The organism is Polaromonas aquatica (assembly GCF_042659145.1).
Classification (GTDB): Bacteria; Pseudomonadota; Gammaproteobacteria; order Burkholderiales; family Burkholderiaceae_C; genus Polaromonas; species Polaromonas aquatica.
The window spans coordinates 284,154-309,345 of record NZ_JBHSRS010000018.1; the positions used below are offsets into that span (position 1 = coordinate 284,154).

General features: G+C 64.1%; 27 protein-coding genes. 9 read left to right on the forward strand and 18 right to left on the reverse strand.

Annotation, left to right across the window (positions count from 1 at the left end; all coding sequences use genetic code 11):
• Window positions 1-17: 17 nt before the first annotated feature.
• Entirely contained in the window at window positions 18-923 is a 906-nt protein-coding gene (locus tag ACFQND_RS09785) for a patatin-like phospholipase family protein (protein WP_377413279.1), read from the reverse strand.
• 49 nt (window positions 924-972) lie between these two features.
• Entirely contained in the window at window positions 973-1,896 is a 924-nt protein-coding gene (locus ACFQND_RS09790) for a LysR family transcriptional regulator (protein WP_377413282.1), read from the reverse strand.
• A 115-nt stretch (window positions 1,897-2,011) separates the two neighbouring features.
• On the opposite strand from ACFQND_RS09790, the gene ACFQND_RS09795 reads away from it, so the two are divergent.
• The gene (locus ACFQND_RS09795; RefSeq protein WP_371437142.1) at window positions 2,012-2,656 is read left to right on the forward strand and encodes an NAD(P)-dependent oxidoreductase; all 645 of its coding nucleotides are present in this window, start codon (window positions 2,012-2,014) and stop codon (window positions 2,654-2,656) included.
• A gap of 91 nt (window positions 2,657-2,747) precedes the next feature.
• Here the strand turns inward: ACFQND_RS09795 and ACFQND_RS09800 are convergent, their stop codons facing one another.
• From ACFQND_RS09800 to pyrF, 4 genes are all read right to left on the reverse strand, one after another.
• Window positions 2,748-3,725, reverse strand: coding sequence for a succinylglutamate desuccinylase/aspartoacylase domain-containing protein (locus ACFQND_RS09800; RefSeq protein ID WP_371437143.1), 978 nt, complete (start codon window positions 3,723-3,725; stop codon window positions 2,748-2,750).
• The gene (locus ACFQND_RS09805) at window positions 3,722-4,699 is read right to left on the reverse strand and encodes a Bug family tripartite tricarboxylate transporter substrate binding protein (protein ID WP_371437144.1); all 978 of its coding nucleotides are present in this window, start codon (window positions 4,697-4,699) and stop codon (window positions 3,722-3,724) included. Before ACFQND_RS09805 ends, ACFQND_RS09800 begins: the two co-directional genes overlap by 4 nt.
• A 107-nt stretch (window positions 4,700-4,806) precedes the next feature.
• Window positions 4,807-5,700, reverse strand: coding sequence for a LysR family transcriptional regulator (locus ACFQND_RS09810; RefSeq protein ID WP_371437145.1), 894 nt, complete (start codon window positions 5,698-5,700; stop codon window positions 4,807-4,809).
• A gap of 35 nt (window positions 5,701-5,735) precedes the next feature.
• A complete protein-coding gene (gene pyrF / locus ACFQND_RS09815; protein ID WP_371437146.1) occupies window positions 5,736-6,560 on the reverse strand; it encodes an orotidine-5'-phosphate decarboxylase in 825 nt (274 codons plus the stop codon).
• Between the two features lie 207 nt (window positions 6,561-6,767).
• Between pyrF and ACFQND_RS09820 the strand changes: the two genes are divergently transcribed.
• A complete protein-coding gene (locus ACFQND_RS09820) occupies window positions 6,768-7,652 on the forward strand; it encodes a DMT family transporter (RefSeq protein ID WP_371437147.1) in 885 nt (294 codons plus the stop codon).
• Between the two features lie 6 nt (window positions 7,653-7,658).
• Here the strand turns inward: ACFQND_RS09820 and ACFQND_RS09825 are convergent, their stop codons facing one another.
• The 3 genes from ACFQND_RS09825 to tsaB are packed head-to-tail and all read right to left on the reverse strand — an operon-like array spanning window position 7,659 to window position 9,730.
• Window positions 7,659-8,462, reverse strand: coding sequence for a uracil-DNA glycosylase family protein (locus tag ACFQND_RS09825; RefSeq protein WP_371437148.1), 804 nt, complete (start codon window positions 8,460-8,462; stop codon window positions 7,659-7,661).
• Window positions 8,459-8,956, reverse strand: a complete 498-nt coding sequence (gene rimI, locus ACFQND_RS09830; RefSeq protein WP_371437149.1) for a ribosomal protein S18-alanine N-acetyltransferase — start codon at window positions 8,954-8,956, stop codon at window positions 8,459-8,461. The genes ACFQND_RS09825 and rimI overlap by 4 nt, the downstream gene beginning before the upstream one ends.
• Before the next feature lie 15 nt (window positions 8,957-8,971).
• Complete coding sequence (tsaB, locus tag ACFQND_RS09835; protein ID WP_371437150.1) at window positions 8,972-9,730, reverse strand: tRNA (adenosine(37)-N6)-threonylcarbamoyltransferase complex dimerization subunit type 1 TsaB; 759 nt, start codon at window positions 9,728-9,730, stop codon at window positions 8,972-8,974.
• Between the two features lie 199 nt (window positions 9,731-9,929).
• On the opposite strand from tsaB, the gene dacB reads away from it, so the two are divergent.
• Both dacB and ACFQND_RS09845 read left to right on the forward strand, forming a co-directional pair.
• Complete coding sequence (gene dacB, locus ACFQND_RS09840; protein ID WP_371437151.1) at window positions 9,930-11,432, forward strand: D-alanyl-D-alanine carboxypeptidase/D-alanyl-D-alanine endopeptidase; 1,503 nt, start codon at window positions 9,930-9,932, stop codon at window positions 11,430-11,432.
• Window positions 11,429-11,695, forward strand: a complete 267-nt coding sequence (locus ACFQND_RS09845; RefSeq protein WP_371437152.1) for a SemiSWEET transporter — start codon at window positions 11,429-11,431, stop codon at window positions 11,693-11,695. The genes dacB and ACFQND_RS09845 overlap by 4 nt, the downstream gene beginning before the upstream one ends.
• A gap of 28 nt (window positions 11,696-11,723) precedes the next feature.
• Here ACFQND_RS09845 and ACFQND_RS09850 read toward each other — a convergent pair whose 3' ends face one another.
• From ACFQND_RS09850 to ACFQND_RS09865, 4 genes are read right to left on the reverse strand one after another with little or no spacing between them, the layout of a single operon-like run.
• The gene (locus ACFQND_RS09850) at window positions 11,724-12,689 is read right to left on the reverse strand and encodes a Bug family tripartite tricarboxylate transporter substrate binding protein (RefSeq protein WP_371437153.1); all 966 of its coding nucleotides are present in this window, start codon (window positions 12,687-12,689) and stop codon (window positions 11,724-11,726) included.
• A gap of 58 nt (window positions 12,690-12,747) precedes the next feature.
• Window positions 12,748-13,710 carry a Bug family tripartite tricarboxylate transporter substrate binding protein gene (locus ACFQND_RS09855; RefSeq protein WP_371437154.1) on the reverse strand — a complete coding sequence of 321 codons (963 nt, stop codon included), beginning with the start codon at window positions 13,708-13,710 and terminating at the stop codon, window positions 12,748-12,750.
• Between the two features lie 31 nt (window positions 13,711-13,741).
• Window positions 13,742-15,472 (reverse strand): thiamine pyrophosphate-requiring protein, encoded by a 1,731-nt coding sequence (locus ACFQND_RS09860; RefSeq protein ID WP_371437155.1) that lies wholly within the window; start codon window positions 15,470-15,472, stop codon window positions 13,742-13,744.
• Window positions 15,469-16,917 carry an aldehyde dehydrogenase family protein gene (locus ACFQND_RS09865; RefSeq protein ID WP_371437156.1) on the reverse strand — a complete coding sequence of 483 codons (1,449 nt, stop codon included), beginning with the start codon at window positions 16,915-16,917 and terminating at the stop codon, window positions 15,469-15,471. Before ACFQND_RS09865 ends, ACFQND_RS09860 begins: the two co-directional genes overlap by 4 nt.
• Window positions 16,918-17,303: 386 nt before the next feature.
• Between ACFQND_RS09865 and ACFQND_RS09870 the strand changes: the two genes are divergently transcribed.
• The 3 genes from ACFQND_RS09870 to ACFQND_RS09880 all read left to right on the forward strand — a co-directional run bounded on the left by ACFQND_RS09870 (window position 17,304) and on the right by ACFQND_RS09880 (window position 19,511).
• Window positions 17,304-17,918, forward strand: coding sequence for a hypothetical protein (locus ACFQND_RS09870; protein WP_371437157.1), 615 nt, complete (start codon window positions 17,304-17,306; stop codon window positions 17,916-17,918).
• A 139-nt stretch (window positions 17,919-18,057) separates the two neighbouring features.
• Window positions 18,058-18,984 (forward strand): RNA polymerase sigma-70 factor, encoded by a 927-nt coding sequence (locus ACFQND_RS09875; RefSeq protein ID WP_371437158.1) that lies wholly within the window; start codon window positions 18,058-18,060, stop codon window positions 18,982-18,984.
• 59 nt (window positions 18,985-19,043) lie between these two features.
• Window positions 19,044-19,511: a carboxymuconolactone decarboxylase family protein gene (locus ACFQND_RS09880; protein ID WP_169132474.1), complete on the forward strand. Its 468-nt coding sequence runs from the start codon at window positions 19,044-19,046 to the stop codon at window positions 19,509-19,511.
• Between the two features lie 26 nt (window positions 19,512-19,537).
• Here the strand turns inward: ACFQND_RS09880 and ACFQND_RS09885 are convergent, their stop codons facing one another.
• Window positions 19,538-19,810 carry an HNH endonuclease gene (locus tag ACFQND_RS09885; RefSeq protein WP_371437159.1) on the reverse strand — a complete coding sequence of 91 codons (273 nt, stop codon included), beginning with the start codon at window positions 19,808-19,810 and terminating at the stop codon, window positions 19,538-19,540.
• A gap of 50 nt (window positions 19,811-19,860) precedes the next feature.
• Window positions 19,861-20,832: a LysR family transcriptional regulator gene (locus ACFQND_RS09890; RefSeq protein WP_371437160.1), complete on the reverse strand. Its 972-nt coding sequence runs from the start codon at window positions 20,830-20,832 to the stop codon at window positions 19,861-19,863.
• A gap of 119 nt (window positions 20,833-20,951) precedes the next feature.
• On the opposite strand from ACFQND_RS09890, the gene ACFQND_RS09895 reads away from it, so the two are divergent.
• Entirely contained in the window at window positions 20,952-21,380 is a 429-nt protein-coding gene (locus ACFQND_RS09895; protein WP_371437161.1) for a cupin domain-containing protein, read from the forward strand.
• A 37-nt stretch (window positions 21,381-21,417) separates the two neighbouring features.
• On the opposite strand, the gene ACFQND_RS09900 is transcribed toward ACFQND_RS09895, so the two are convergent.
• From ACFQND_RS09900 to purE, 3 genes are read right to left on the reverse strand one after another with little or no spacing between them, the layout of a single operon-like run.
• Window positions 21,418-22,404: an L-threonylcarbamoyladenylate synthase gene (locus ACFQND_RS09900; protein ID WP_371437162.1), complete on the reverse strand. Its 987-nt coding sequence runs from the start codon at window positions 22,402-22,404 to the stop codon at window positions 21,418-21,420.
• Window positions 22,404-23,624, reverse strand: coding sequence for a 5-(carboxyamino)imidazole ribonucleotide synthase (locus tag ACFQND_RS09905; RefSeq protein ID WP_371437163.1), 1,221 nt, complete (start codon window positions 23,622-23,624; stop codon window positions 22,404-22,406). Before ACFQND_RS09905 ends, ACFQND_RS09900 begins: the two co-directional genes overlap by 1 nt.
• Entirely contained in the window at window positions 23,621-24,139 is a 519-nt protein-coding gene (purE, locus tag ACFQND_RS09910; protein WP_371437164.1) for a 5-(carboxyamino)imidazole ribonucleotide mutase, read from the reverse strand. Before purE ends, ACFQND_RS09905 begins: the two co-directional genes overlap by 4 nt.
• A 154-nt stretch (window positions 24,140-24,293) precedes the next feature.
• Here purE and trxA point away from each other — a divergent pair, with 154 nt between their 5' ends.
• Window positions 24,294-25,190: a thioredoxin gene (gene trxA / locus ACFQND_RS09915; protein ID WP_371437165.1), complete on the forward strand. Its 897-nt coding sequence runs from the start codon at window positions 24,294-24,296 to the stop codon at window positions 25,188-25,190.
• The last annotated feature ends 2 nt before the right edge of the window (window positions 25,191-25,192 follow it).

The following is a 25,192-nucleotide window of genomic DNA, read 5'->3' on the forward strand; positions in this document are numbered from 1 at the left end:
CCGGCGAGGCCTGGCGCTTAATCAACATGCGGGCGCAAAGCGCCTGGAATGCGCGGCTGCTGCAGGCCGCCACGCTGCAGCCACTGCTGGGTACTTTGCCGGGCCCGCGCGATCAGCTCTGAGGCACGTGAAAAATCGTAGGCCGATGCCGACAGCGGGCACAGCGGCGGCACCGTCAACACATCAAAACGGTCGGCCAGCAACTCCAGGTCCTGCACCAGCTGGTGCGCAATCAGCATGTTCAGCGCATGCAAAGCGCTGGCAATGGCGCTGGCCGGCGGTTCTGTCAGGGCGCACGCATAACCGGTGGGCAGCACGATCAGCCGGGTCGCCCCCAGCGCGACCGCCGTTGTGACAGGCGTGTTGCTGGCAATCGCGCCGTCTATCAGGTACTCATTGCCGACCAGCACCGGAGGAAAAATCGCCGGGATCGCACAACTGGCCAGGATCGCGTCGACGGCCGGGCCGGACGACAGGCAGACCGGGTTGCCGTGCAGCTGTCCGGTGGCGACCACATGCAGCGGCAGCGCCGCCTGCTCCAGCAGGCTGTAGGGCAAATGCTGCGTTATCAGCTCGCGTAGCCCACTGGCATCGACCAGCGAGGGCGAGCGCGAAAACAGGCCGGCGACACGGCTGATGGTCATGGGGAAAATCGTGCGGCGCCTGAGCTGGCACCAGAGCTGCTCGAGTTGCCCGACACCGGCCAGCGTCGGGTTGCCCGCAAAATACGCGCAATTGATGGCCCCCACCGAAGCGCCCACCACCAGATCAGGCACGACGCCGTGGGCCACCAGCGCATGCAGCATCCCGACCTGGATCGCGCCGAAACTGCCGCCGCCTGCAAATACGAAAGCGGTCTTGCCGCTGGCCTGGGCTTGCATCTGAACCTCCATGCTGCCCCTGCGGGCGGGCAGTTCAGCCATCTTACTGCGGTGCACAGCTTCCCCGTGCCGCCAGGGACTTGGCTCAGGATCAGGAAGTCATGGGCGTGTGCGCCTCATCCTGGACATTCGCCTGACCAAAATAAAGCGCCAGCAACTCCAGCGTGTGGCGCACCTTGGCGGGCTGCTCACCGCGCCGCGGCGTCACCGCATACACCGGCACATCCGCCAGCTGCCAGCCGGGCAGCACGGGTAGCAGGCGCCCGTCAGCCAGCGCTTTGCGGTCTTCGTCGACAACGCCCACGCTGATGCCCCAGCCCGCCACACACAAGGCATGCACAGCCGTGACCTGTGTTGCATGCACCCGGCTTTCAAGGCGCAGCGTTTGCAGCTCACCATTGGGGCCCTGCAGCTCCAGCACTTCAAAGCTGGCATTTCTGGGCCGGCTGCCCAGCAGGTCGTGCTTTGGCAAATCCTGCGGCTGCACCGGCCAGCCGCGCTCTGCCAGGTAGGCCGGCGAGGCGCACAGCTGCCGCTTCATGCTGCCCAGCTTGCGCGCCACCAGCGTCGAGTCAGGCTGCTCGCCCACACGCAGTGCAATGTCCACCCGCGACTCGATCAGGTCGATCACGGTGTCGTCCAGCAGCAATGCCAGCCTCAGTTTGGGATAGCTGCGCAGCGGTGCCAGCGCCGTGGCCAGCAGGCTGCCAAAGCCTATGGGTGCAGCCAGCCGCAACTCGCCTTCGGGCTCATCACGCAAACGCGCCAGCGCCTGCTCGGCCGACCGCGCGGCGGCCACCATGGCGGCGCAACCTGTGTGGTAGCGCTCGCCAGCTTCGGTCAGCGCCAGCCGGCGCGTCGAACGGTGCAGCAGGGCCAGGCCCAGCGACTGCTCAAGCTGACGCAAATGCTGGCTGACAGCCGAGGGCGTCATGCCCAGGCGGCGCGCCGCCGCGGTCAGCGAGCCTGCGGCCACGACCTCGGCAAAAATCGCCATGCGCTTGAGTTGGTCCATGGGTTTACTGCTCACTGATTAGTCCTGCTTCACAGTATTAGCCAATTTTGCCGGCTATTCAAGCCCTTGTGAAGTGACGAAACTAATGGTTTCTTCCACCCTCAAGGAGTTTTTCATGAACATCGCATTGATTGGCGCCACCGGTTTTGTAGGCGCTCCGGTACTCGCAGAACTGCTCAGCCGTGGCCACAAGGTCACCGTGCTGGCGCGCACGCCCGCCAAAGTGGCACCGCAAACCGGACTGACCGTCGTCGCAGCCGATGCGCTGGATGCAGCGCAGGTCGCCAGGGCCGTGGCTGGCCATGACGCCGTGGTCAGCGCCTACAACCCGGGCTGGAGCGAGCCGAAAATCCACGACATCTTCCTGCAGGGCAGCCGCGCCATCACGCAGGGCGTCAAGCAGTCCGGTGTCAAACGCCTGCTGGTGGTCGGTGGTGCTGGCAGCCTGTATGCCGCGCCCGGCCTGCAACTGGTGGACACGCCGGAGTTTCCGGCAGCCTACAAGCAGGGCGCGCTGGCAGCGCGCGAGGCGTTGAACCTGCTCAAGCTTGAGACCTCGCTGGACTGGAGTTTTATCTCGCCACCTATAGGCCTGGCACCCGGCGCACGCACCGGCAAGTACCGCCTGGGCGCCGACGAGCTGCTGCCCGGCAATGGCGACCAGCCGGCGGGCATTTCAGTTGCCGACCTGGCCGTGGCCATTGTGGACGAGATCGAGACGCCGCGGCACCTCAAAAAACGCTTCACAGCCGCCAACTAGGCATCAAAAGTGCCCGTGGCCGGCTGGATATGTGCGCTATCAGCTATCAAATAGATAGCACATAGCCTGGCCCGCCAGCTCACGGCCGTCCTCACAAAGGACGGCGGCGCGCAAAACGAACCACGGTGACACCGGCGCGCGCCTGGCGCACCGAGGGCATCACCAGCACACAATCGTCGTAAGGCGTGGTCACGGGCTCGGCGTCGTTCCAGCCGATCACGGTGCCGGCTTTTTCTATCAGCTCCAGGCCCTGGAAGGGCTCGGTAAAACGAAACCGCTCGCTGCTCGCCACCACCGGGCCGGTCACGTCCAGCACCCATTGGCGCGGCGCATCGTCCTGCAGCCAGCCCGGCAGGGCCTGCTGCAACGCCGCAGCGTCCAGCGTGCCGGCTGCGCGCAGGAAACGTGCGCAGGCATCTTCTGCCACCGTGCGGCTGGACAGGTCGCCATGAAAGCCGCATTCCAGCAACAGCGATCGCGTGTCCGCATCCGCGCCCACAGGCGCCAGTTGGCCAAACCGGCCAAAGTCGCGCATGCGCACGCCGTCCTTGTGACCGGCATCAACCACGATGTATTCGGGCGAATGCAGCTGTTTGGCCAGTTCCAGGTTGCGCGGCTGCATGCCGGCCAGCAGTAAAGGCGCGGCACGTTCATGCATGGAATGCAGGTCCAGCAGCCAGTCGGCGCGCTCCACAAAGGGCCGCAATGCGGCAGCGCGGCGGCGCTCCAGCGTGCTGCCGCTTTCGATGCGCTCTGCCAGCCACTGGCGATTCAGGTCTTCATCGACAAAACGCGAGGCATCGTGGCTGGCCGCATCAAAGCGGTCAAACGCCGCCAGGTTGCAAAAGGCCAGCGTCAACCGGCCGCGCTGCGGGCGCAGGCCCGATTCCAGCAAGCCCTTGAGCGCCCAGGCGCCGCACAGCTCGTTACCGTGCACCAGCGCGCTGATCATCACTGCTGGGCCACTCCACCCGGAGTCAAAATGCCAGACGCCTTCGACCCCGGTGTTGCCGGCGCGCCAGGCAGAGATGTCCGGCTGCTCCAGTGAAAAAGTCAGGGCGCCGCTCATTCCTTGATCTTGGCGAAGTCAACAATCTTCTGGTACTTGGCCGCTTCTGCGTTGAGGAATTTGGGCATGTCGACATTGAGCGGCGCCAGCGTGGAGCTGGTGTCTTCCAGTTTCTTGCGCAGGTCGGGCGACTGCATGGCTTCGTTGAAGGCTTTTTTCAGTCTGGCCAGCACGGGCTCAGGCAACCTGGCGGGGCCCATCAGCGCAAACCACGAGTTGATGTCTATGCCCTTGAGTTTCGGGTTCTCGGCGAGCGCTGCAATATCCGGCGTGACGGCCGAACGTTTGGCTTCCGTGGTGCCCAGTGCAATCACCTTGCCGCTGCGGATATGCGGCAGGCCGCTGGACAGCACAAACACGCCAAAGTCCACGTTGTTGCCAAGCAGGTCATTGGTCAGGGGCGCCACACCGCGGTAGGGGATATGGGTCATGAACAGGCCGCCCTGTTCCTTGATCATCTCGCCGGCCAGGTGCAGGGCCGTGCCGACGCCGGAGCTGCCGTAGCTGAACTTGCCGGGGTTCTGTTTCACCACGGTCAGGAACTGCTCCAGGTTTTTCACGCCGGACTTCTGCGAGGCCACCAGCACCATGGGCTGCGAGGCGATCAGGCCTATGGGCGTGAAGTCCTTGATCTGGTATTTCACGGCGCTGGACACCAGCCAGCTGATAGCGATTTCGTTGTTCGCGCCCACCAGCAGCGTGTAGCCGTCAGGCTGGGCATTGGCCACCTTTTGTGCACCGATGGCACCACCGGCGCCACCCAGGTTCTCAATCACCACGGGCACGCCCAGGCGTTTGGACAACTCATGCGCCAGGGTGCGGCCGGTCAGGTCGGTGCTGCCGCCGGGCGGGTAACCGATGACGATGGTGATGGGCTTGGTGGGGTAGTCGCCCTGGGCGACGGCCGGGGCAGACACCAGCAGCGCCAGGCTGCCCAGCACGGCGGCGCGGCGCAGGAGATTCAATGTGGTCATGACAATTCCAGGATGAAATAAATGGCTCCATTGTCCGGATTGCCGGCGCCCGGCCTGGTGCCACTAAAGCACGGGATTCTGCTTTTTAAGCAATCCCCCATGCACCTTTAGCGGCCTTCGAAAACGCGCCAGATGTTTTCCGCCAGCGGGCTGAGCCGGCGCTTGGCGCGGTGGATGCGCACTTCGAAACCTATTTCCAGCCGCTTGTCGCCCACAGGCACAAGGCGGCCAGCCTTGACGGCGCTGGCCGCCATGGACCACGGCAGCCAGGCCGCGCCCACGCCCTTGAGGACGTATTCGTACAAGGCATCGGCCGAGTCGCACTCGACGATGCGGCGCAGGGCGGGCGTATGCGGGTTGTTGGCCAGGTGGTCTTCCACCAGCCGGCCCAGGGCCAGCGTTCCGGCATAAGCCAGGTAGGGCGTTGGCGTGCCGGGCTGGAAGGCATGCAGGCCCTGGCCGTGCGCGTTGGCGCAGGTCACCGGCACCAGCCGGTCCTGGCCCAGCGACAGGTAGGCATACTGCCTGGCGTTGAGCCTGAGCGCCAGCAGCGGGTGGTGGTAGGTCAGCATGAAGTCGGCTTCACCGCGCTCCAGCAACTGCGCCGTCTCGGTCAGGGAGCGGGTCAGGATGCGCAGCTCGCCTTGTGCCAGCAGGGGCTGCAGGCGGCCCATCCATTCGGCGACCAGGGTGCGCGCCAGGGTGCGCCCGGTGGCCAATGTCACCGTGTTCTCCTGCCGGCCGGCGGCAACCAGCAATTCCTCATGCGCATGACCCAGGCTGCGCATCATTTGCTGGGCGTTGTCCAGCAGGCTGGCACCAGCCGCCGTCAGCGTGACCGGGCTGCTGCCGCGCTCCAGCAGCGGCGTGCCGGCCCAGGCTTCAAGCGCCTTGATGCGCCTGCCGAATGCCGGATGCGTGACATGGCGCAGCTCGGCCGCGCGGCTGAAATTGCGCGTCTGCGCCAGCGCCACAAAATCTTCCAGCCATTTGACTTGCATGATGGCCGGTCCCGTTGTTGCGCCGCAGGCGGGACTCAGCCCTTGGCGGCCTGCAGTATGTCGCGCGTCCTGACGGCTTCGCGGCGGGCAGCATCGGCAAAATCCTCGCCCGGCGAAGCGTAAAGAATCGCGCGCGAGGAGTTCACGATGATGGGCGCGCCCGGCTTCCAGCCTGCGCGCACGGTGGCCAGGGCATCGCCGCCCTGCGCACCGACGCCGGGAATCAGCAGCGGCACGCTGGGCGCCACGCTGCGCACGCGCTCGATTTCCGCCGGGTAGGTCGCGCCAACGACCAGCCCAAGCTGGCCGTTGAGGTTCCACGGCCCTTGCGCCAGGCGGGCGATGTGTTCATAAAGCAGCGGCTGGCCGTCCACCGATGCAAGGCGCTGGTTCTGCAAATCGTCGCCGCCGGGATTGGAGGTACGGCACAGCAGGAATGCGCCCTTGGCGTGGTACTTGAGGTAGGGCGCGACGGAGTCGAAACCCATGAAAGGCGAGAGCGTGACGGCATCGGCACCGTAGCGCTCGAAAGCCTCGATGGCGTATTGCTCGGCCGTGCTGCCGATGTCGCCGCGCTTGGCGTCCAGAATCACCGGCACCTGCGGCGCCACGCGGCGCATGTATTCCATCAGGCGCTCCAGCTGGCTTTCGGCGCGGTGCGCGGCGAAGTAGGCAATTTGCGGCTTGAAGGCAATCACCAGGTCGGCCGTGGCATCCACAATGGCCGCGCAGAAATCGTAGATCTTGTGGGCGTCGCCCTTGAGCTTGCCGGGGAAACGGGCCGGCTCCGGGTCCAGGCCCACGCACAGCATGGAATTGTTCTGGCGTTCTGCGGCGCCCAGCATGTCTAGAAAGGTCATGGGCCTATTGTAAGAAGATGGCCCCCACGTTCGCCCACTGCGTGTGGCTCTCTGCCCCCCGAGGGGGCTGAACTTGCTCGGGGCGGCCCTTCGCGGCGTTCCCTGGCCCCCACGTTCGCTCACAATGAATGCGCCAGCCCCCGGCACACTTCGCACCAAACCGGGACAATCGAGCCCCGAAGCACTGCCCCCTCCTCCCCCTTTCGCATGAAACTCAGCCGCCAGCAACTCATACTCCTCGTTCTACTGACCCTTGTCTGGGGCCTTAACTGGCCGGTGATGAAGCTGGGCGTGACCGGCTTTCCGCCGCTGACCTTTCGCGCCATTTCCATCGCGCTGGGGGTTCCGGTTCTGGGATTGGCCATGGTCTGGCTGAAGACCCCGTTTTTTGTGCCTAAAAGCAAATACCGCGAGCTGTTCTGGCTGGCCTTTTTCAACATGTTTGTCTGGCAGGCGCTGATCATCCTGGCCGTCAAAAACCTCAGCAGCGGGCGAACCGCCATCCTCGGCTACACCATGCCCATTTTTTCAGCGCTGCTGGGCGCCTGGTTTTTTGGCGCGCGCCTGAAACCGCGCCACTGGCTGGGCGTGGCGGCAGCCGGCCTGGGCGTATCCCTGCTGCTTTGGCACGAGCTGACCCAGATGTCCGGCCGGCCTGCCTGGGTGCTGTGCGCACTGTTGGCCGCCGCGGTCTGGGCCCTGGGCACGCACCAGTTGCGCAATACCACCATGGGTGTGCCTACGCTGACGCTGGCTTTCTGGATGACGGCCATGACCGCCGTGGTGCTGGCCGTGCTGGGCCTGCTGTTTGAACGGGAGCAGTGGAAAGCCCCTTCGGCGCCGGTCTGGGGCGCCCTTCTTTACAACGCCGTGCTGGTCTTTGGTTTTGCCCAGGCCATCTGGTTTGTGCTGGCGCGCAGCCTGCCGCCCATCGCATCGACCCTGAGCGTGATGTTGATTCCCATACTCGGCGTGTTTGCCGGTGCCATAGGCCTGGGCGAGGTGCTGCACTGGCAGGACTGGGCGGCGGTGGTACTGATGGTGGTGGCTATCGCCTCGGTGCTGGCGCCCGGCTCCGCCGAGCGGGCCTGAAAAAATCTAGGCCGCGCGGGACCGCGCAGCGCCGGCCACACTGATCGCCAGGCACAGGTCTTCCCAGGCCTTGGCCTTGTCGGCCGGGATACGCAGCAGGTAGGGCGCGTCATGCGTCACGATGGTCTGGACGCCATGCAGACTGTGCACCTGCCCGCGCAGTTTTCCGAAGGGCTCGTTCGACTGCAGCAATGCCTGCGCCGCCAGCCGTCCCATGACCAGCACCACGTCGGGCCGCGCTTCGAGCACCAGCGCCGGCAGCGCCGCCGCCAGGCTTGCATCGGACGCACCGCGCCTGACCAGCGGCGCCAGTGTCACCGCGCCGGCCTTGTGCAGGCGCGCCGCCCGCAGCATGTTGTCGAGCAGCTTGCCGGCATCGCCGTCAAAGGGATTAAAGGCATCCGACTGCAGGGCCGCTGCCGGCGTTTCCGCCAGCACCAGCCAGCGCGGGCCGTCTGTGTGTGCGGCATCGGCATACAACGCAAGCGCTTTTCCCATGTTCCATGCCGCGGCGCCTTCGGTGCCGGCATCGGGCTGTATCGGCTGCGCAGGCCTGGATGGCGCCATTTTTTGATCAAAAGCAGCCACGGCCGGTGCAGATTGCGCGCGACCAGCTACAGAATCGATAGCAACCGCAGACTGCACGGGAACCGCCTTTTCGGCCACCGCAGGCGCTGCGGGCTGGCCGGCAGGCATTGGCGCAAGCGCAGCTGCCGCGACGGGCGCAGCAACGGCGTCCATGGGCTGCCAGACCCGCACGCCCATTTCGCGCAGCATGGCGCGCTGGCGTTTGTCGAGTTCAAGGCTCATAGCGCAAAACTCATCACAACGGCGTTTTCACGGCCGGACAGCCCGGTGCCGCCCGCCGGATAGTAATTGCGGCGCAGGCCCACTTCACGAAAACCGTAACGCTGGTACACATCCCTGGCGCGCGTGTTGCTCACGCGCACTTCCAGCCACAGCCATTGCGCACCCTGGCCGCGCGCCCAGATCGCCAGCGCGTCCAGCATCACGCGTGCCCAACCTTGCCGCTGGTGCACGGGTGCCACGGTGATGTTGAGCAGGTGCACCTCGTCAACGCCTTTCATGGCCACAAAATAACCCAGAAGTTCGGCCCCGGGCGCGGTGCCGCCCGTCAGCAACAGGGCCTGGTAGCCAGACTTCAGCGAATCGGTGAAATTGCCTTTTGTCCACGGATGGTCATACGCGCTTTGCTCCATCTGCACCACCGCATCCAGCCGGGCAGGCGTCATCGCTTCGAGCTGGGCTTCGAGGGCGTGGACGGATTGAAGGACGGCGTTCATGCGGGGCAGGTGGATTTACTTCGGGTTGGCCAGCTCGGCGGCTAGCGCGGCCTGGGCCTTGTCTTCTTTGGCCCGGGCGCGCTCGTCGGTCGTGAATGCTACTTTATCGCGAACATAAAGCGGCAGCGCCAAGGCGGCATCCACACAATGCCCGGCTGCGGCCAGCGCCGGGGCCAGGCGCAGCATGGCGGTGGCCGTGGGCAGCGCCTCCACGCGGGCAAAAGCGGCCAGGCCGGCGGGCAGGCGATCGGCGTACACGCCAAACACATTGCCCGCGAGCAGATCCGTGCCGGCCGGTTCCAGGTTTTCCGGCCGGACCAGGTAACACTCGTCCAGCGCCTTGCAGGCCCCGGCGGTCCATTCAAAGCGCTGCACATACATTTCATCCATGCGCGCATCGAGCAGCGCCATGATGCGCAAACCTGCATCGCCGGACTTTTCAGCCAGCTGGAACCGTGCCTCTTCAGCCAGTGCCATGAGCGTGTCCACCGGCAGCACCGGGATGCCCGCGCCTTGCCTGGCGCCAAACGCCAGGCCTTGCGCCACCGCACAGGCCGTGCGCAGGCCGGTAAACGAGCCCGGGCCGCGGCCAAAGGCAATCGCATCCAGGCCGTCCAGCGTCAGGCCCGACTCCGCCAGCAGAGCCAGGATCGCCGGGATCAGTGTGGCCGAGGACTTTGCACCGCCCGGTCCGCTGTGCTGCCAGACGCGCGCACCATCGGTCAGCGCGATCGACATCACATCGGTGCTGGTGTCAAAGGCCAGGAGTTTCATGTTTCAGGATTAAAAAGTGTCGGTAAGTCAATAAATACAGGCGCAGCCAGCTATCAAAAACATAGTAACCGCAAGCGCGCCGGCATGCCGGAATTTCCGGAGCCGGTCTCTGCGCCGCCACAATACGCTGGCGCTCAGCTGATTATCCGCGCCAACGGCCAGCATCGGCATTTGTGGGGTCAGCCGCGATAATCCCCGCATGATTCATGACTTGCCACGCCTGCGGGCGCCGCGTGCCGCCGCGCTGACCGTGATGGCCTTGCTGCTGGCCCTTGCAAACAACACCGTCCTTGCGCAGACCGTGCGCCTGCCTACCCCGATTGAAAAGGCGCTGGCGCGCGCGCAGGTGCCGCGCGATGCGGTGTCTCTGCTGGTGGTGGATGCCGCCGGCAAGCTGCCGCCGCGCCTGAGCTACCGCGCCGATGTGCCCATGAACCCGGCGTCGGTCATGAAACTCGTCACCACCTATGCCGCGCTGGACACCCTCGGCCCGGACTTCACCTGGAAAACGAAAATCACGCTGGACGGCAACCTGGCGGGCGGCCTGCTCAACGGCAACATGATCGTGCAGGGCGGCGGCGACCCCAAGCTGGTGGTGGAGCGCCTGCAGGCCCTGCTGATGCAGGTGCAAGCCAACGGCGCACGGGCGATTCGCGGTGACATCGTGCTGGACCGCAGCGCCTTTGCCACCCCGGCCATAGACCCGGGGGAGTTTGACGGCGAGCCGCTGCGGCCCTACAACGCCCAGCCCGACGCGCTGCTCATCAACTTCAAGTCGCTGGTGATGACCTTCACGCCGGACATCCCGAACGCGCGCGCGCTGGTGCGCTTTGAGCCGCCGCTGGCCGGCGTGCAGGTTGCCGACACCGTGCCGCTGGTGCGTGCGGGCCGCTGCGGCGACTGGCGCAGCGAACTGCGCGCCAGCATGGACAACCCCAACCGCATCGATTTTCTGGGTAGCTATTCATCCGCCTGCGGCGAGAAGGTATGGCCCAGCGCCTACGCCGACCCGGCCAGTTTTGCAGCGCGTGCGATGGAAGGCTCGTGGCGGCAACTGGGCGGGCTGATGACCGGTTCGGTGCGTGACGCCAGCCCGCAGGAGCTGGCCATGCTGCGCAAGACCGGCACCCTGTCGGGGGACAGGGCCGCAGCGCAGTTTGAAAGCCCGTCGCTGCCGCTGCTGGAGATCGTGCGCGACGTCAACAAGTACTCCAACAACATCATGGCCCAGCACCTCTTCCTAACGTTGGGGCTGAACACCAACCCCGGCCAGGCGAAAAGCGGCACCCTGGAGGCAGGCCGTGCGGCCTTGTCTGCTTGGTGGCAGAAAAGGCTGGCAGGCGCGACGCCGCCCGTGATGGACAACGGCTCCGGCCTGAGCCGCAGTGAACGCATCACCGCGGCCAGCCTGTCCGCCCTGCTGCAGCAAGCCGCAAAAGGCCCGATGGCCGCCAACCTGGCGGACTCGCTGCCCGTGGCCGGTGTGGACGCCACCATGCGCGAACGCGCCAAAAGCGTGGCCGGCCGGGCTTTTGTCAAGACCGGCTCGCTGCGCGACGTGACGGCGCTGGCCGGTTACGCCGATGGCAACAGCGGTGCACGCTACATCGTTGTCGGCCTCATCAACCACCCCAACGCGCCCGCCGCCCGCGGCGCGCTGGATGCGCTGGTGGACTGGGCCGTGAAGGAAGGCGGCAAATGAGCACTGCCGTGACGCTTGCCGACTGGATAGGCTTCATGGGCGCCGCACTGACGACCGTGAGTTTTATGCCGCAGGCCTGGCTCACCTTTCGCACCCGGGACGTGAGCGGCATCTCGCTGGGCATGTACAGCGTCTTCACGGCCGGCGTGGCCTTGTGGCTGGTTTACGGCCTGCTGCTGGGTGCCTGGCCGATTGTGGTGGCCAACGCCATCACGCTGGCCCTGGCGCTGGCCATACTGGTGATGAAGCTGCGCTTTCGCTAGCCCCGCAAAGAGCAGGGTTTGAGACGGCTTAATTCGCCTTGATATTGTTGTCCTGCGCAGCCTGGCGCCACAGCGCGGTTTCGGCGGCAATCAGTTTTGCAAACTCTTCAGGCGTGCTGGCCGCCGGGATCACCGACATGGCATTGAAGCGCCTTTTGACGTCAGGCATGTCCATCACGCGCACGATCTCTTCCTGCAGGCGTTTGACAATCGGCGCGGGTGTGCCGGCCGGTGCCAGCAGGCCGCTCCAGAACGACACCTTGAGGTCCACGCCCAGCTCGTTCATGGTCGGCACATTCGGCAACTCCCTGAGGCGTTCACCCGACGTGACTGCCAGCGCCTTCACCCGGCCGCCCTGCAGGACTGCAGAAGCCGCACCGGCATCCACCAGTGTCATGGTGACGTCGCCGGAAATCACCGCCGTGATCGCGTCGTTGCTGCCCTTGTACGGGATGTGGGCGAAACGCGCACCGGTCTTGTTGTTGAACAGTTCGGTCACCAGCTGGAACGAAGCAGAGCTGGCGCCGTAGTTGGCCTTGTCGGGATTCTGTTTTGACTGTGCCACCAGTTCCTGCATGGATCTCGCCGGATTGTTCGCCTGCGTCAGCAGCAGCAGCGGGAAGGTGCCTAACAGCGATACAGGCGTGAAGTCCTGCGGTGCATAAGGCAGCTTGGCGTACAGCGCATAGTTAAAAACGTTGGGGCCGCTGGCGCCCATCAGCAGGGTGTAGCCGTCTGGTTTGGCCTTGGCCACATACGCCGCGCCGACGATGGAAGCCACGCCGGCGCGGTTTTCCACCACCACCGGCTGGCCCAGGCCGATGGCGAGTTTTTCAGCCACGATGCGGGCCAGCGCATCGCTGCTGCCGCCGGCGGAAAAGCCCACCACGATGGTGACTGGCTTGAGCGGATAGTCGGCAGCCAGCGCCCGCATGGGCAGGCAGGCAGCGCCCACCAGGGCAAGGACCGCAAAAAGCTTTTGATGGACAGGCATGGGCCCTCCTGGACTCGAAGATATTTTTCAGAAGCCGGTGAAGGCCTCGCGCTGGTGCTTAATTCGCCTTGATGTTGTTGTCTGCCGCCAGTTGTTTCCAGAGCGGGATTTCAGAAGCAATGACCTTCGCAAACTCTTCGGACGTGTTGCTCATGGGAATCACCGACATGGTGGTCATGCGTTTCTGGACATCAGGCATCGCGACAACTTTGGCCACGCTGTCCTGCAGCTGTTTGACGATCTCCGGTGGTGTGCCGGCCGGTGCCAGCAGGCCTATCCAGAGCGACACCTTCAGGTCTATGCCAAGCTCGGCGAGCGTCGGCACATTCGGATAGTCCGGCATGCGTTTGGCCGAGGTGACGGCCAGCACCTTGACCCGGCCGCTTTGCAGGCCGACGGAAGCCGGGCCCGCGTCGGCCAGGGCCATGCTGACATCACCCGACATGACGGCCATCACCGAATCGTTGGCGCCCTTGTAAGGGATGTGCGTGAACTTCGCGCCGGTTTTTTTGTTGAACAGCTCCGTGATCAACTGGAACGAAGCCGAGCTGGCTGCGTAGTTGGACTTGTCCGGATTCTGTTTTGACTGGTTCACCAGGTCCTGCACGGTTTTTGCAGGATTGTTGGCATTGACCAGCAGCATCAACGGGGAGTCGCTGACAAAAGAGATGGGTGTGAAGTCCTGCGGCGTGTAGGGCAGCTTGGCATACACCGCATGGTTGAAGATCATCGGGCCGGGCGCCCCCATGATCAGGGTATAGCCGTCGGGCTTTGCCTTGGAAACATAGCTGGTGCCAACGATGGCGCCCACACTGGGCCGGTTCTCGACAACCACCGGCTGGCCAAGCAAGGCCGGAAGTTTGTCGGCCATGATGCGCGCCATGGCATCGACACCGCCGCCGGCGGAATAACCCACGACGATGGTGACGGGTTTGGTCGGATAGTCGGCAGCCATCGCAGCCAGCGGCAGCAGCGCGGCGATTACAAAATGTGCAAAACGAAATCTGTTTTTTATAAGCATTGTTGTCTCCTGGTTAAACCTGCGAAAAGGGCTACTGCAGACCAATCCGTACATTCAGCACCGCGGCCTGTCCGGCATCCACCGCCTTCAGGCAACGCGCAATCGCGGCCTCCACCTGGCCCGGGTCACTGACACATTCCCCATAGGCGCCAAAGGCCTGCGCCACCTGTTCAAAGTGCCTGTCCTGGCCCTGCAGCCGCGCCTGGAACTCGTTGGTTTGCGCTGCAGATCCGTCGGGATAGACCCGCAGCACGGCCTCTTTCACCGCCTGCCAGCCGCCGTTGTCCAGCACCACCGTGAAGATCGGCAGGCCATAGCGCTGCGCCGTCGCGTAAACGGATGTAGGCGTCGAGAAATGAAAACCGCCATCGCCCACCACCTGCAGCACACGCTTTTTCGGGTTGGCCAGTTTGGCCCCCAGCGCCATGCCGCCGCTGTAACCCAGGCCGCCGCCGGCACCGCACAGCAGGGTGAGCGGCTGGCTGCGCGGGATCTGGTTCAGCACTGCGGGGGAATTGCGGATGGCTTCGTTGATCACGATGTCCTCAGGTGCAATCGCGGCACCCAGGGCGGCGCATAAATAGGCCGGTGAAATGGCGCCCGGCTTGCCGGGGTTTTCCGCCGCACGGGCCACGCCGGCCTTGCGCTCTTCACTGGCAGCCGTCCAGCCCGCAACACGTTTGGCAACCTTCTGGTGAAACGCCTCGTCGGCTCGCGCACGCACGATGGCTGCAACCTGGCGCAGCACGGTGGCGCAATCGGCCTGCACCCGCACGTCGGTGGCAAAACCCCACATCGGGAAGTCTTTTTTGATGGTGTCCACATCCACATGGGTCCAGCGTATGGCGGTGTTTTCCTGCACATATTTGGGCAGCCATGGCACATCGACGTCCAGCATCAGGCCCACGTCCGCGCCAGCCAGGGCCTTGCTTGCATCAAAACCGCCAAAACACGGCGAACTGCGCGAAATGCACAGGTGGCTGGGGCTGAACTCGAATACCTGCACGCCGCACAGCAGCGCGAGGTCTTCCAGCGCCGCCACCGCATCGGCCTTGCGGCCGAGGTAGGAAGTCACTGCAATCGGCTGGCTGGCATTCATGAGCTGGTCTGCAATGGCTTGCGCACGCACTTCATCAATGCCGCCGGCCAGCACCGCGCCGTAACGCTCGCTGCCGTAGGCCTTCACCTGGTCGGCCGCGACCGACTCGGCCAGCACCTCACGCGGCAGGGTCAGGTACACCGGGCCCGGCGGATCGCTCTGCATCATCGAATGGCCGCGCCGCAAGACCTCCTTGGCGATCACGCCGCTGGGCAGCGAGTACTCCCACTTCACATAAGGCCGCACCAGGCTGGCAATGTCAAACGGGTCCTGCACAAAATGCACATAGTTGTCGCGCGAGCCAGGCAGTTCGCCGCGCAAGGTGAACGGCGCCTTGCCTGCAATCAGCATCACGGGCAGGCGGCCGCGAAACATGTTGTGCATGCCCATGGCCGAGTTGGCAGTGCCTGCATCGACGTGCACCATCACGGCCTGGCCACGCCCTGTCACGGCGGCGTAACCGGCAGCCATGTGTATGGCGACGTTTTCATGCGGGCACAACAGGAAGCCGGGGTGCGGCCGGCCTTCGGCGTCCCAGCGCGCAAGCTCCTCGATCAGCGACACATGGTCGGTGCCCAGGTTAGAGAAAACGTAATCCGTACCCAGCTCGGTCAGGCCCTCGAGAAAAAAGTGGGCGCCGGTGTGTGTTTCTGGATTGCTCACGAATTGGTCTCGAAGTAAAAGTGTTTGGTCTGCAGGAAATCATTGAGCCCTTCGGCGCCATGCAGGCGGCCGTAACCGCTGTCGCGAAAGCCACCGGTTTCCGCCTCGGCAAACAGGCGGTTGTGACTGTTGGACCAGACCGTGCCCGAGCGCAGGCGCGCGGCGATGCGGCGGGACTTTTTCATGTCGCTGCTCCAGACGCTGGCCGCCAGGCCAAAACGCGTGGCATTGGCGCGGGTCACAGCCTCGTCTTCATTGCTGAAACGCTCAATCACCAGCAGCGGGCCAAAGAGTTCCTTCTGTATGAAATCTGAAGAAAGGTCCTGCACCTCGACCAGGCTGGGCTCTATAAACGCACCACGGGCCAGCGCGCCACCCGGCACGTTGCCGCGCAACAGCACGCGCTGCGTGGCCTGGGCGGTGTCCATCAGGGCATTGATGCGGTCTCGGTTGCGCACGTCAATCAGGCAACCCATTTGCGAAGCCGGGTCATTGCCAGGCCCGACCTTCACGGCCTTCAATGCGGCTACCAGTTTCTGCGCGACAGCGTCATACGCAGCGTCCTCCACCAGCACGCGGGTAATGGCCGTGCACTGCTGGCCGGCCATCACCATGCCGCCTGCGACAAGGCCGGCAACGGTCTTGTCCATGTCGGCATCGGCAAACACAACGGCCGGCGCCTTGCCGCCCAGCTCGAGCGACAGGCGCTTGAGTGTAGGCGCGGTGTTCTGCGCAATGAGTTTGCCGACCGCGGACGAGCCCGTGAAACTGATGACGTCGATATCGGGGGACTCGCAGAGGTAACGCGATACGTCGGCGCCGGACTCGATGACGGAATTGATCACACCGGCAGGCACGCGTGTATCGCCGGTCATGCATTCAAGCACCATGTTGTTGACCACGGCGGTCTGGCAGGCGGGCTTGATCACCACGGTGCAACCGGCAGCCAGTGCTGGCGCCAGAGAGCGCACCAGCAGGGTGACCGGCGCGTTCCACGGCAGGATGATCGCGCACACGCCGGCCGCTTCACGGTCCAGCGAAGAGTAACAACCCGGCTCGACTTCCAGCACACGGCCAAACAGGTTGCGCGCAAGACCTGCGTAATAACGCAGCTCGGAAATGCCGGCGCCAATTTCACCCAGCGCTTCGCGCCTGAGTTTGCCGTTGAGTGTCACCAGCCAGTCGGCGATTTCTTCCTTGCGGGCATCCAGCTTGGCGGCAAAGTCGAGCAGGACTTCCGCGCGCAGGCGCGGGCTGCGCTTCCAGGCGGTGTTGTCGAAAGCCCGCAGCGCTGCCGCGACCGCGGCCTCCGCTTCAGCGGCCGTGCCATCGCAAAACAGCGCTGCCACATCCCCGGTGGCAGGGTTGATGGCCTGGCCAATGCGCTCGCCGCCACTGACGTGGGTCAGCCAGCGGCCATCAATGAGTTGTTTTGCAGTTTGCAAGTAAATCTCCCGTAGCTAAAACAAGGTGGTACTTCGCGCGCACCAAGCCCTCTGGACTACGTGCGGCGCCTGGTCATGGAAAGGGACTAACACCCCTCATGGTTAGCATGCTAACTCTAAACATCAAGCAACGGCAGCTAGGGAATTCCCTAGCGCAACGGGGGTTCTGCGAGGTCAAATCCGGCTCTTTGGCTCACTCTGTAACAAACCAACTGTCGCCGAATGTAAAAATAGCCTCCAACAATGACAAGCCCAAACGCCCGCACTATCATGCAAAACATGTCAATGCGGCGGTGGGTCCCACAGCGACTCCCGGGCAGCGACGCGGTTTACCGCTTGCGGGCGTACGCCCCCAGCTGGCGCAACTGTTTTTGGTCCTTTTCCATATGCCTATTTTTCAAGACTTTTTTTCGTCAACCCGCGGCCAGAAAAACGTTCTGAAGGACCATGGCCCGGGCCGTGCGCAGGGGCCTGAAACGCTGCCGGTCAAGATGAACCTCGAAGAGCGCATGGCATTTCGCCGCGAGCTGCTCTTTGAAACCGTGCGCTCAACCCTGAAAAGCCATTTCATAGAAGCCAGCAGCTACCGTTTCAAGGTGATGCGCACCGACAAGCGCGGGCATTGTTATGTGGTCATGCTGGACATGTCGCCCATGTTCATGGAAAGCGAGCAGGGCCAGCACCGGCAACTGGCCGGGATCGCCGCAGCACTGACAAAAAATGCACTCACCCGCTACGGACTCGTCGTGGGCGGCATTTACTGGCGTATCGATGAAACCCTGGCTGCACCTGTCGCCGAGTGGGCCCGCCCATCCGCTCCGGCAAGTCTTGCCGCATCGCCGGCCGGGCCGGCGCTCAGCAACATCGAAAAGTACGAGCAGGTGACTGCCGAAGAACTCGCGGCCTTTGAAGCCGCCTGGCAAAAGAGCGCCGACATCCAGCTTGGCGACCGCACCTATTCCTCGGACCTCGCACCGCTCGGCGAAGACTCAGCACGCTAATAGCCCTGCGGCCAGCCGAGAAGACCGCACGACTTTTTACATATGCGACTGATGGATACCCGGCCTGCGGGCAAACCATGCAAGGTTTTTTTGCACCGCCTTGTCACAACAGCACTGACCCGCACGTCTTGTGTTGCCCATGGACACCCTATCCCCAAATACCCTTAACGCCCCGAACACGCCCACAGCCTCGCCCGACCCTGCCGCCATATTCCATGAGCACTGCCCGCGCCTGATGGCGCTGGCCTACCGCATGCTGGGCTCGCGCGCCGATGCCGAAGATGTCGTGCAGGACGCCTGGCTGCGCTGGAGCGCGGCGCGCCCTGAAGCGCTGCAAAGCGCAGAAGCCTGGCTGGTCACCGTGGCCACACGCCTGTCCATAGACCGGCTGCGCGCCGCCAAGACCGAACGCGCGCATTACACCGGTTTCTGGCTGCCCGAGCCCCTGCTTACCGATGGCCCGGATTCACCCGAGCACCTGCTGGAACTGGCTGGCGACATCTCGCTGGCCTTTCTGGCAGTGCTGGAAAAACTGACACCGGACGAACGCGCCGCATTTTTATTGCGGGAAGTGTTTGATGCCGATTACCCCGACATCGCACAAACACTGGGAAAAACCCAGGCTGCCTGCCGCCAGCTGGTGAGCCGCGCCAAAAGCCAGGTTCGCGCAGAGAAAACCCGCTTCAGCGTCAGCCGCGAAGAACACCTGCAATTGCTCGAGCGTTTTGCCGCGGCGGCACGGGGCGGCGACATGGCTGCGCTGAAAGCCTTGTTCAGCGACGACGCGGCCCTGATCAGCGATGGCGGCGGCGTGGTGCCGTCCTTTGGCAAGATAGTGCGCGGTGCCCAGCGGCTGGCGCAGCTTTACTACGCCGTGGCACGCCGCCACGGCGATGCCATACGGATCGAGATTGCCGGTATCAACGGCACGCCTGGCCTGTTGCGTTTTGTGAATGGGCAGCTGGAATCGGTACAGGCGATTTATTTCGAGAACGGCCTGGTCACCGAGATCCGCACACAACGCAATCCACACAAGCTGGCACGAGTCCTGTCACAGATGACCTGAGCGTCGCGTCTTGCAGGTGAAGCTTCAAATTCCTGAGTCTTCATCTACAAGGAGTTTTCATGAACACGACTGCACGCCTGCCCCACCGGGAGCTGGCTCCTGAAGCCCTACGCGCCATGGTCGCCGTGACCACCGCCGTGGGCAAATCCACGCTGGGCAAACCCCTGCTGGACCTGGTTTACCTGCGCGTTTCGCAAGTCAACGGCTGCGCCTATTGCCTGGACCTGCATGCGCGCGACCTGCTCGCGGACGGGGAAACCTTTCAGCGCATCAACAGCCTGCTCACCTGGCGCGAAGTGGCTTTTTTCACCGCACGCGAGCGCGCCGCACTCAACTGGGCGGAAAGCCTGACCTTGCTGACCCAGACCCAGGCGCCCGATGCCGACTACGAGCCGCTGGCCGCCCATTTCAGCGAGCGCGAAGTGGCCGAGCTGACATTTGCCATCGCGCAGATGAATGCATGGAATCGCCTGGGCGTCGGCATGAAGCTGCCCGTCCAGGCCCTGCCGCTCAAGGCGCAAGCCTGATCGCGTGATGCCGCGGCCGGCGGCGTTTACGTTTTTACCGTACGCCGCTGCACCCGGCCATCCATGGCCTCGGAGAGGGTGACCTGCCCCTTGGCGTGGCGCTGGTTGTTGCAGGCTTCATGGCTGATAGCCAGGTTTTCAGCGTGGCTGTTGCCGCCTTCACTTAAAGGCTGGATATGTTCCAGCGTCGCAGCCTCGGGCAGCACATGTTCGCCGCAAACCCAGCAGGGCACGATGCCATGCATCTGGCGGGCCACCGTCCTGTAGATCTTGTCACGGGTGTGGGAGAGTTTGCTCATGGATAAACTGAATCAAAAATACGAAAAGCACGACCTGCCGCACGCGCCGTCTAGCGGTCCCGCAGCGCACGCTGGAGCATGTCGACGCTGGCCGTACGCATGCGTGCGGCAAAGGTTTTCATGCTCTCAATGAACAGCTCCGTAGCGGGTGAGAGCGTTCGCCCCTCCAGTTTGTAAACACCAATCGATAGTCTCGCAGACAGTTCCACAGGCAGGATACGCAGGCGGGAAGGCATGTTGCCGAACTGCAGCATCGATCCGTAGAGTACCGTAAGGAAACGGCTCGTCGAAAGCAATTCGTGACGAACCAGCACGGACATGCTGGTGACAATGGACTCCGGCATCGCTGCCCCCTGACGCTCGAAAGCGGCGCGCAGCTGACCGCTGACGGGCGTCTGCGGCATCGGCAGCACCCAGCGCTGGTCCGCCAGGTCGGCCAGCGTGATGCGCCGCCGCCGGGCCAGCGGATGGTCTGCCCCTGCGACCACATACAGCGGGTCGTCAAACAGCCGTTCAAAGGACAACTCACCATCCGGGCGAACCGGCGGCTCGCGGCCAATGCCGATATCAATCAACCGGTTCCTGACCTCCGTGGCCAGCCTCTCCGACTCCAGTTCAAGCAGCTTGTAACGAATGCCCGGCCGCTCGCGCTCCATGCTGGCAACCGCATGCGATAAAAATCCGCCACACATCGTGGGCGTGCCCCCCATGCGAATCTCGCCACCAGTTGAATCCGTGAGGACCTTGAGTTCTTCAACCCCGCGGCGCATCTCGTCAAATACTGCGAGCGCCCGGCGGATGAATACGCTGCCGTGCGGCGTTGGCTCGACGCCACGGTTGGTACGGTCGAACAAACGCACGCCCAGCGTCTCTTCAAGGTCAGCCAGGGCTTTCGATAGCGCGGGCTGGCTGAGGCCCACCTCCTGTGCTGCCTTCAGGATGCTGCCGGAATGGGCGATGGCGGCCAGCAGCCGGAGTTCCCGCAGCGTGACCCGCCGGACGATGGCATCGACAGACTTCATGCGCACTCCTTGTTGAAACCAGGCAGTTATATCCGATGTATAAAAAACGATACACAACAGATACCCACGATGCTACCGTCCAGGCTGTCATCCAACAAGGATTCAACCAGGAGATTCAAATGAAGAAGCCACTTGCGTTACTGGCCATGGTTCTCGGCGCCATGCTGCAACCGGCGTCGGCACAAGAGATGCCGTCCGCCCAGGTGAAGCAGGGTGCCATACCCCACGAGCCCCTGCTCAGGCGCGTCTTGCCCAACACGGCCAACCAGGAAGTGATGGTCTTCGAGGCGGAATATGCGCCCGGCGGGATCAACCCCCGGCACTTCCACCCGGCGGCGATCACCTTCCATATCCTGTCCGGCACGGGTGTTTTCCAGGAGGATGGCAAGCCGCCCGTCACGCTGCGCGCGGGGGAGAGCCTGTTCGTTCCGACCGGAACCATCCATGCGCACTGGAACCCGAGTACCACGGAGAATCTGCGTTTCGTGGAGTTCATCGTGGCCGAGAAGGACAAGGGACGCTCGATTCCCCGGCCATTGAACAAATGAGGCCGCCTGGCCGCAAGCCAGGGAGTGCCTGGAAAGCTCAGCTCGCCGCAGCCCGCCCCAAACGGTCCCGCACGCCGTCCCATTCCGCGGTCCCGGGCGGGTGCTCAATCCAGATCAGCTTGACGCCCTGGGCGTCAAAATCACGCAGCACGGCAAACAGCTGTTGCGCCGTCGCCAGCGCGTCGTCGGGCATTCGGCGGTACAACACCTTCGACGATTTGATGCGCACAATGCTGCGGGCATAGACCGCGATGTGCGCCGCTTCTGTGCCCAATAAGTCAAGCGCGGTTTGTATGGGCCCCGCATCCATCAAGCGTACCTTGGCATTCGGCGCGTAATGTGCCTCCAGCGTGCCGGAAGCTCGCGGCGCAGCGCCCTCTTCAAGCAGAACTTCATCCTTCGTCAGCACCGGCTCGCCGCAAGCGGCCTCGAGCTGGTCGCGCGTGAGCACGCCGGGGCGCAGCAGCACCGGCCGGCCACGCGTGCAATCGACAATGCAGGACTCAATACCGACCGTACACGGCCCACCATCCAGCACCAGCAGTTCCTCGTCAAACTCGCCCGCCACATGTTGCGCGGTGGTCGGGCTGACGCGGCCAAAACGGTTGGCGCTGGGACCGGCCACGCCGGTGTTGCAGGCTTTCAAAAAAGCCAGCGCCACCGGGTGCGCAGGGCAACGCAGGCCCACGGAGTTCTGCCCGCCGGCGGCTGCAGCCGCGACACCCGGCTTGCGCGGCAGGATCACCGTCAGCGGACCGGGCCAGAAGGCTTTCATCAGGCTGGCCGCAAAGGGTGGCACGCTGCTGGCGTAGTCATTGACCTGGGCCACATCGGCCACATGGACAATCAGCGGATGGTCTGAGGGCCGGCCCTTTGCGGCAAAAATGCCGGCCACCGCAGCATCACTCGATGCATCCGCGCCCAGGCCATACACCGTCTCCGTCGGAAAGCCGACCAGCCCCCCGGACTGGATCCGGCGGGCGGCCTGGAGAATGGCTTGCGGGTCGGTACCGGGCAGGATCATCAGATGCCGTCAAGCCCGGGCAGGCCCAGGATATCGGCGGCCTTGCGCGCCGTGGCTTTCACGCCGGCAAGGTCTGCGCCCGTGATGTTGAGGTGGCCCATCTTGCGGCCCGGCCGCGCATGCAGCTTGCCGTACAGGTGCAGATGCGCGCCCGGCAAGGCCAGCACGGCCTGCCAGTCGGGTGTGCGCATCTGGCCCTGTGGATCGAACCACACGTCACCCAGCAGGTTAAGCATGATGGCCGGCGAATGCTGGCGCGGCGCCGGCAAGGGCAGGCCGGCCATGGCGTGCACCTGCAGGTCAAACTGCGAGACATCGCAGGCGTCCATGGTGTGGTGGCCGCTGTTGTGCGGGCGCGGCGCCATCTCGTTGACGATCAGGCCACCGTGTTCGCTGCCGTCGTCAATGACAAAAAACTCGACGCACAGCACACCCACATAGCCGATGTGGTTTGCTATTGATTTGGTAGCTGCCTGCGCGCGCAATGCGAGGGCCGCGGGCATATTTGACTCATAAGCATGGGTGACGGCGAGGATGCCGTCCACATGCACGTTGCGCTGCGGCGCAAAACCCACAATGTCGCCGTTCCAGCCGCGTGCCACGATGACGGAGCATTCGGCTTTCAGCGGCATGAGCTTTTCCAGCACGCAGGGCACCTGCTTCAGCTCGCCCCAGGCCGCCGCCAGTTCAGCCGCGTTTTTAACGCGCACCTGGCCCTTGCCGTCGTAACCCATGCGCGCCGTCTTCAGGATGCCGGGCAGCAGTTCGGCGGGCACCGCCTCAAGCTGCGCCGGCGTCTCTATCACCGCATAGGGCGCGCAGCTCACACCCGACACATGGGCGCAGGCGACGAAATGCGATTTTTCCTCGATGCGGTTTTGCGCAATCGCCACGGCGGCAGCGCCGGGCGCTACCGGCCGCTGGCCGGCCAGCGTTTGCAGCGCGCCGGCGGGCACGTTTTCAAATTCGGTGGTGACGGCGTCACTGAGCGCGGCCAGCTGCGCCAGGCCGCTGGCGTCGCTGTAATCCGTCTGGACATGGTGGTGGCTGACCAGCCCGGCGGGGCTGTGCGGGTCCGGGTCCAGCACTGCGGTGAAGTACCCCAGGCGCTGCGCGGCGTGCACAAACATGCGGCCCAGCTGGCCGCCGCCCATGACACCCAATGTGGCGGGCCGGCCTGAAGCGGAGACAGTGCCCGGGAAAATGGGGGCCTGGCTCATTGGGGCGGCAAAGTCATGGCGTGTGCGGCAGCGGTTTGCGCTGTGCGAAAGGCCTGCAGCTTTTCAAGCAGTGTTTTGTCGTGCAGGGCCAGCATGGCCACCGCAAACAGCGCCGCATTGGCCGCACCGGCATTGCCTATGGCAAAGGTGGCCACCGGCACGCCCTTGGGCATTTGCACAATGCTGTGCAGCGAATCCACACCCTGCAGGTGTTTGCTGGCCACCGGCACACCGAGCACCGGCACGGTTGTCTTGGCTGCCAGCATGCCCGGCAGGTGGGCCGCGCCGCCGGCGCCTGCGATGATGGCCTGCAGGCCGCGGCCCGAGGCCTGTTCTGCATAGGCAAACAGCTCATCGGGCATGCGGTGCGCGGACACCACGCGCGCCTCATGGGCAATGCCGAATTCTGTAAGTATCTGCACCGCATGCTGCATGGTCTCCCAGTCGCTGCTGGAGCCCATCACCACGCCAACCACGGGTTTGGCGGCGGGGCTTGCGGGATTGTGTGTGGTCATATGGAATCTTTTCGGTCTGGGGCTGTTTTGAGGCTGCCCAGAGGTTGCAGGGGCTGTGCGCCGGTAAACACCGATTTTAAGGGGTCAGGGGCCGGCGGCGTGCTACCCTCCCTTCGGTTGAAAAATCCCCTCCAATCCCAAACTCCTACAGATCATGATCGACGTCACCATTGCCAACTTTGAACAGGAAGTCATCACGGCTTCCATGACCACCCCGGTGCTGATTGATTTCTGGGCACCCTGGTGCGGGCCCTGCAAGTCACTCGGGCCCATCCTGGAAAAGGTCGAGGCCGCCTACGGTGGGCGCTTCAAGCTGGTGAAGATCGACTCCGACCAGGAGCAGCAGCTGGGCGCGGCCTTCGGCATCAAGAGCATTCCGACCTGCATCCTGATGGTCAACGGCCAGCCGGTGGACGGTTTTACCGGGGCGCTGCCCGAGGGCAAGGTCAAGGAATTCCTGGACAAGCACCTGCCGCCCGGTGAGGAACTGCCCGCGGAAGAAGAGCCGGCCCTTGAAGCCGACACCTCGCCCGAAGCCGTGCTGGAAAAGCTCAGGCAGGATGTGGCGAAAGACCCGGCCAACGAAAATGCACGTTTTGAGCTGGTGAAGGCGCTGTTGCTGGACGGCAGCGACGACGATGCCAAGGTGGCGTTTGCCCCAGTCATCGCCCAGACCGCCGCGGTGCGCCGCTTCGACTCGCTCAAACGCTGGATGGATGCTATTGATTTTGTAGCTGGTCACGCAAATGAAGCGGGGGCCGAGGCCGGATTTAACGCAAAAATTGCGGCCAACAAGCGTGATTTCCAGGCGCGTTTTGACAGGGCCCGCTGGCTGATGGCCCAGAACCGCTGGACCGATGCGCTGGACGAGTTGCTGGACATCCTGATGCGCGACAAAACCTGGAGCGAGGACCTGGCGCGCAAGACCTATATCGCCATCCTCGACATCATGGAAGCGCCCAAACCAAAGGTCGCCGATGGCCAGATCCCCCCGGAAGACCCGGTCGTCGCCACCTACCGCCGCCGCCTGAGCAGCGTGGTACTGAGCTGATC

Coding starts and splice junctions, on each gene's coding strand:
- ACFQND_RS09785 (WP_377413279.1), bottom strand. CDS start 923: ATGGCTGAACTGCCCGCCCGCAGGGGCAGCATGGAGGTTCAGATGCAA.
- ACFQND_RS09790 (WP_377413282.1), bottom strand. CDS start 1,896: ATGGACCAACTCAAGCGCATGGCGATTTTTGCCGAGGTCGTGGCCGCA.
- ACFQND_RS09795 (WP_371437142.1), top strand. CDS start 2,012: ATGAACATCGCATTGATTGGCGCCACCGGTTTTGTAGGCGCTCCGGTA.
- ACFQND_RS09800 (WP_371437143.1), bottom strand. CDS start 3,725: ATGAGCGGCGCCCTGACTTTTTCACTGGAGCAGCCGGACATCTCTGCC.
- ACFQND_RS09805 (WP_371437144.1), bottom strand. CDS start 4,699: ATGACCACATTGAATCTCCTGCGCCGCGCCGCCGTGCTGGGCAGCCTG.
- ACFQND_RS09810 (WP_371437145.1), bottom strand. CDS start 5,700: ATGCAAGTCAAATGGCTGGAAGATTTTGTGGCGCTGGCGCAGACGCGC.
- pyrF (WP_371437146.1), bottom strand. CDS start 6,560: ATGACCTTTCTAGACATGCTGGGCGCCGCAGAACGCCAGAACAATTCC.
- ACFQND_RS09820 (WP_371437147.1), top strand. CDS start 6,768: ATGAAACTCAGCCGCCAGCAACTCATACTCCTCGTTCTACTGACCCTT.
- ACFQND_RS09825 (WP_371437148.1), bottom strand. CDS start 8,462: ATGAGCCTTGAACTCGACAAACGCCAGCGCGCCATGCTGCGCGAAATG.
- rimI (WP_371437149.1), bottom strand. CDS start 8,956: ATGAACGCCGTCCTTCAATCCGTCCACGCCCTCGAAGCCCAGCTCGAA.
- tsaB (WP_371437150.1), bottom strand. CDS start 9,730: ATGAAACTCCTGGCCTTTGACACCAGCACCGATGTGATGTCGATCGCG.
- dacB (WP_371437151.1), top strand. CDS start 9,930: ATGATTCATGACTTGCCACGCCTGCGGGCGCCGCGTGCCGCCGCGCTG.
- ACFQND_RS09845 (WP_371437152.1), top strand. CDS start 11,429: ATGAGCACTGCCGTGACGCTTGCCGACTGGATAGGCTTCATGGGCGCC.
- ACFQND_RS09850 (WP_371437153.1), bottom strand. CDS start 12,689: ATGCCTGTCCATCAAAAGCTTTTTGCGGTCCTTGCCCTGGTGGGCGCT.
- ACFQND_RS09855 (WP_371437154.1), bottom strand. CDS start 13,710: ATGCTTATAAAAAACAGATTTCGTTTTGCACATTTTGTAATCGCCGCG.
- ACFQND_RS09870 (WP_371437157.1), top strand. CDS start 17,304: ATGCCTATTTTTCAAGACTTTTTTTCGTCAACCCGCGGCCAGAAAAAC.
- ACFQND_RS09875 (WP_371437158.1), top strand. CDS start 18,058: ATGGACACCCTATCCCCAAATACCCTTAACGCCCCGAACACGCCCACA.
- ACFQND_RS09880 (WP_169132474.1), top strand. CDS start 19,044: ATGAACACGACTGCACGCCTGCCCCACCGGGAGCTGGCTCCTGAAGCC.
- ACFQND_RS09885 (WP_371437159.1), bottom strand. CDS start 19,810: ATGAGCAAACTCTCCCACACCCGTGACAAGATCTACAGGACGGTGGCC.
- ACFQND_RS09890 (WP_371437160.1), bottom strand. CDS start 20,832: ATGAAGTCTGTCGATGCCATCGTCCGGCGGGTCACGCTGCGGGAACTC.
- ACFQND_RS09895 (WP_371437161.1), top strand. CDS start 20,952: ATGAAGAAGCCACTTGCGTTACTGGCCATGGTTCTCGGCGCCATGCTG.
- ACFQND_RS09900 (WP_371437162.1), bottom strand. CDS start 22,404: ATGATCCTGCCCGGTACCGACCCGCAAGCCATTCTCCAGGCCGCCCGC.
- ACFQND_RS09905 (WP_371437163.1), bottom strand. CDS start 23,624: ATGAGCCAGGCCCCCATTTTCCCGGGCACTGTCTCCGCTTCAGGCCGG.
- purE (WP_371437164.1), bottom strand. CDS start 24,139: ATGACCACACACAATCCCGCAAGCCCCGCCGCCAAACCCGTGGTTGGC.
- trxA (WP_371437165.1), top strand. CDS start 24,294: ATGATCGACGTCACCATTGCCAACTTTGAACAGGAAGTCATCACGGCT.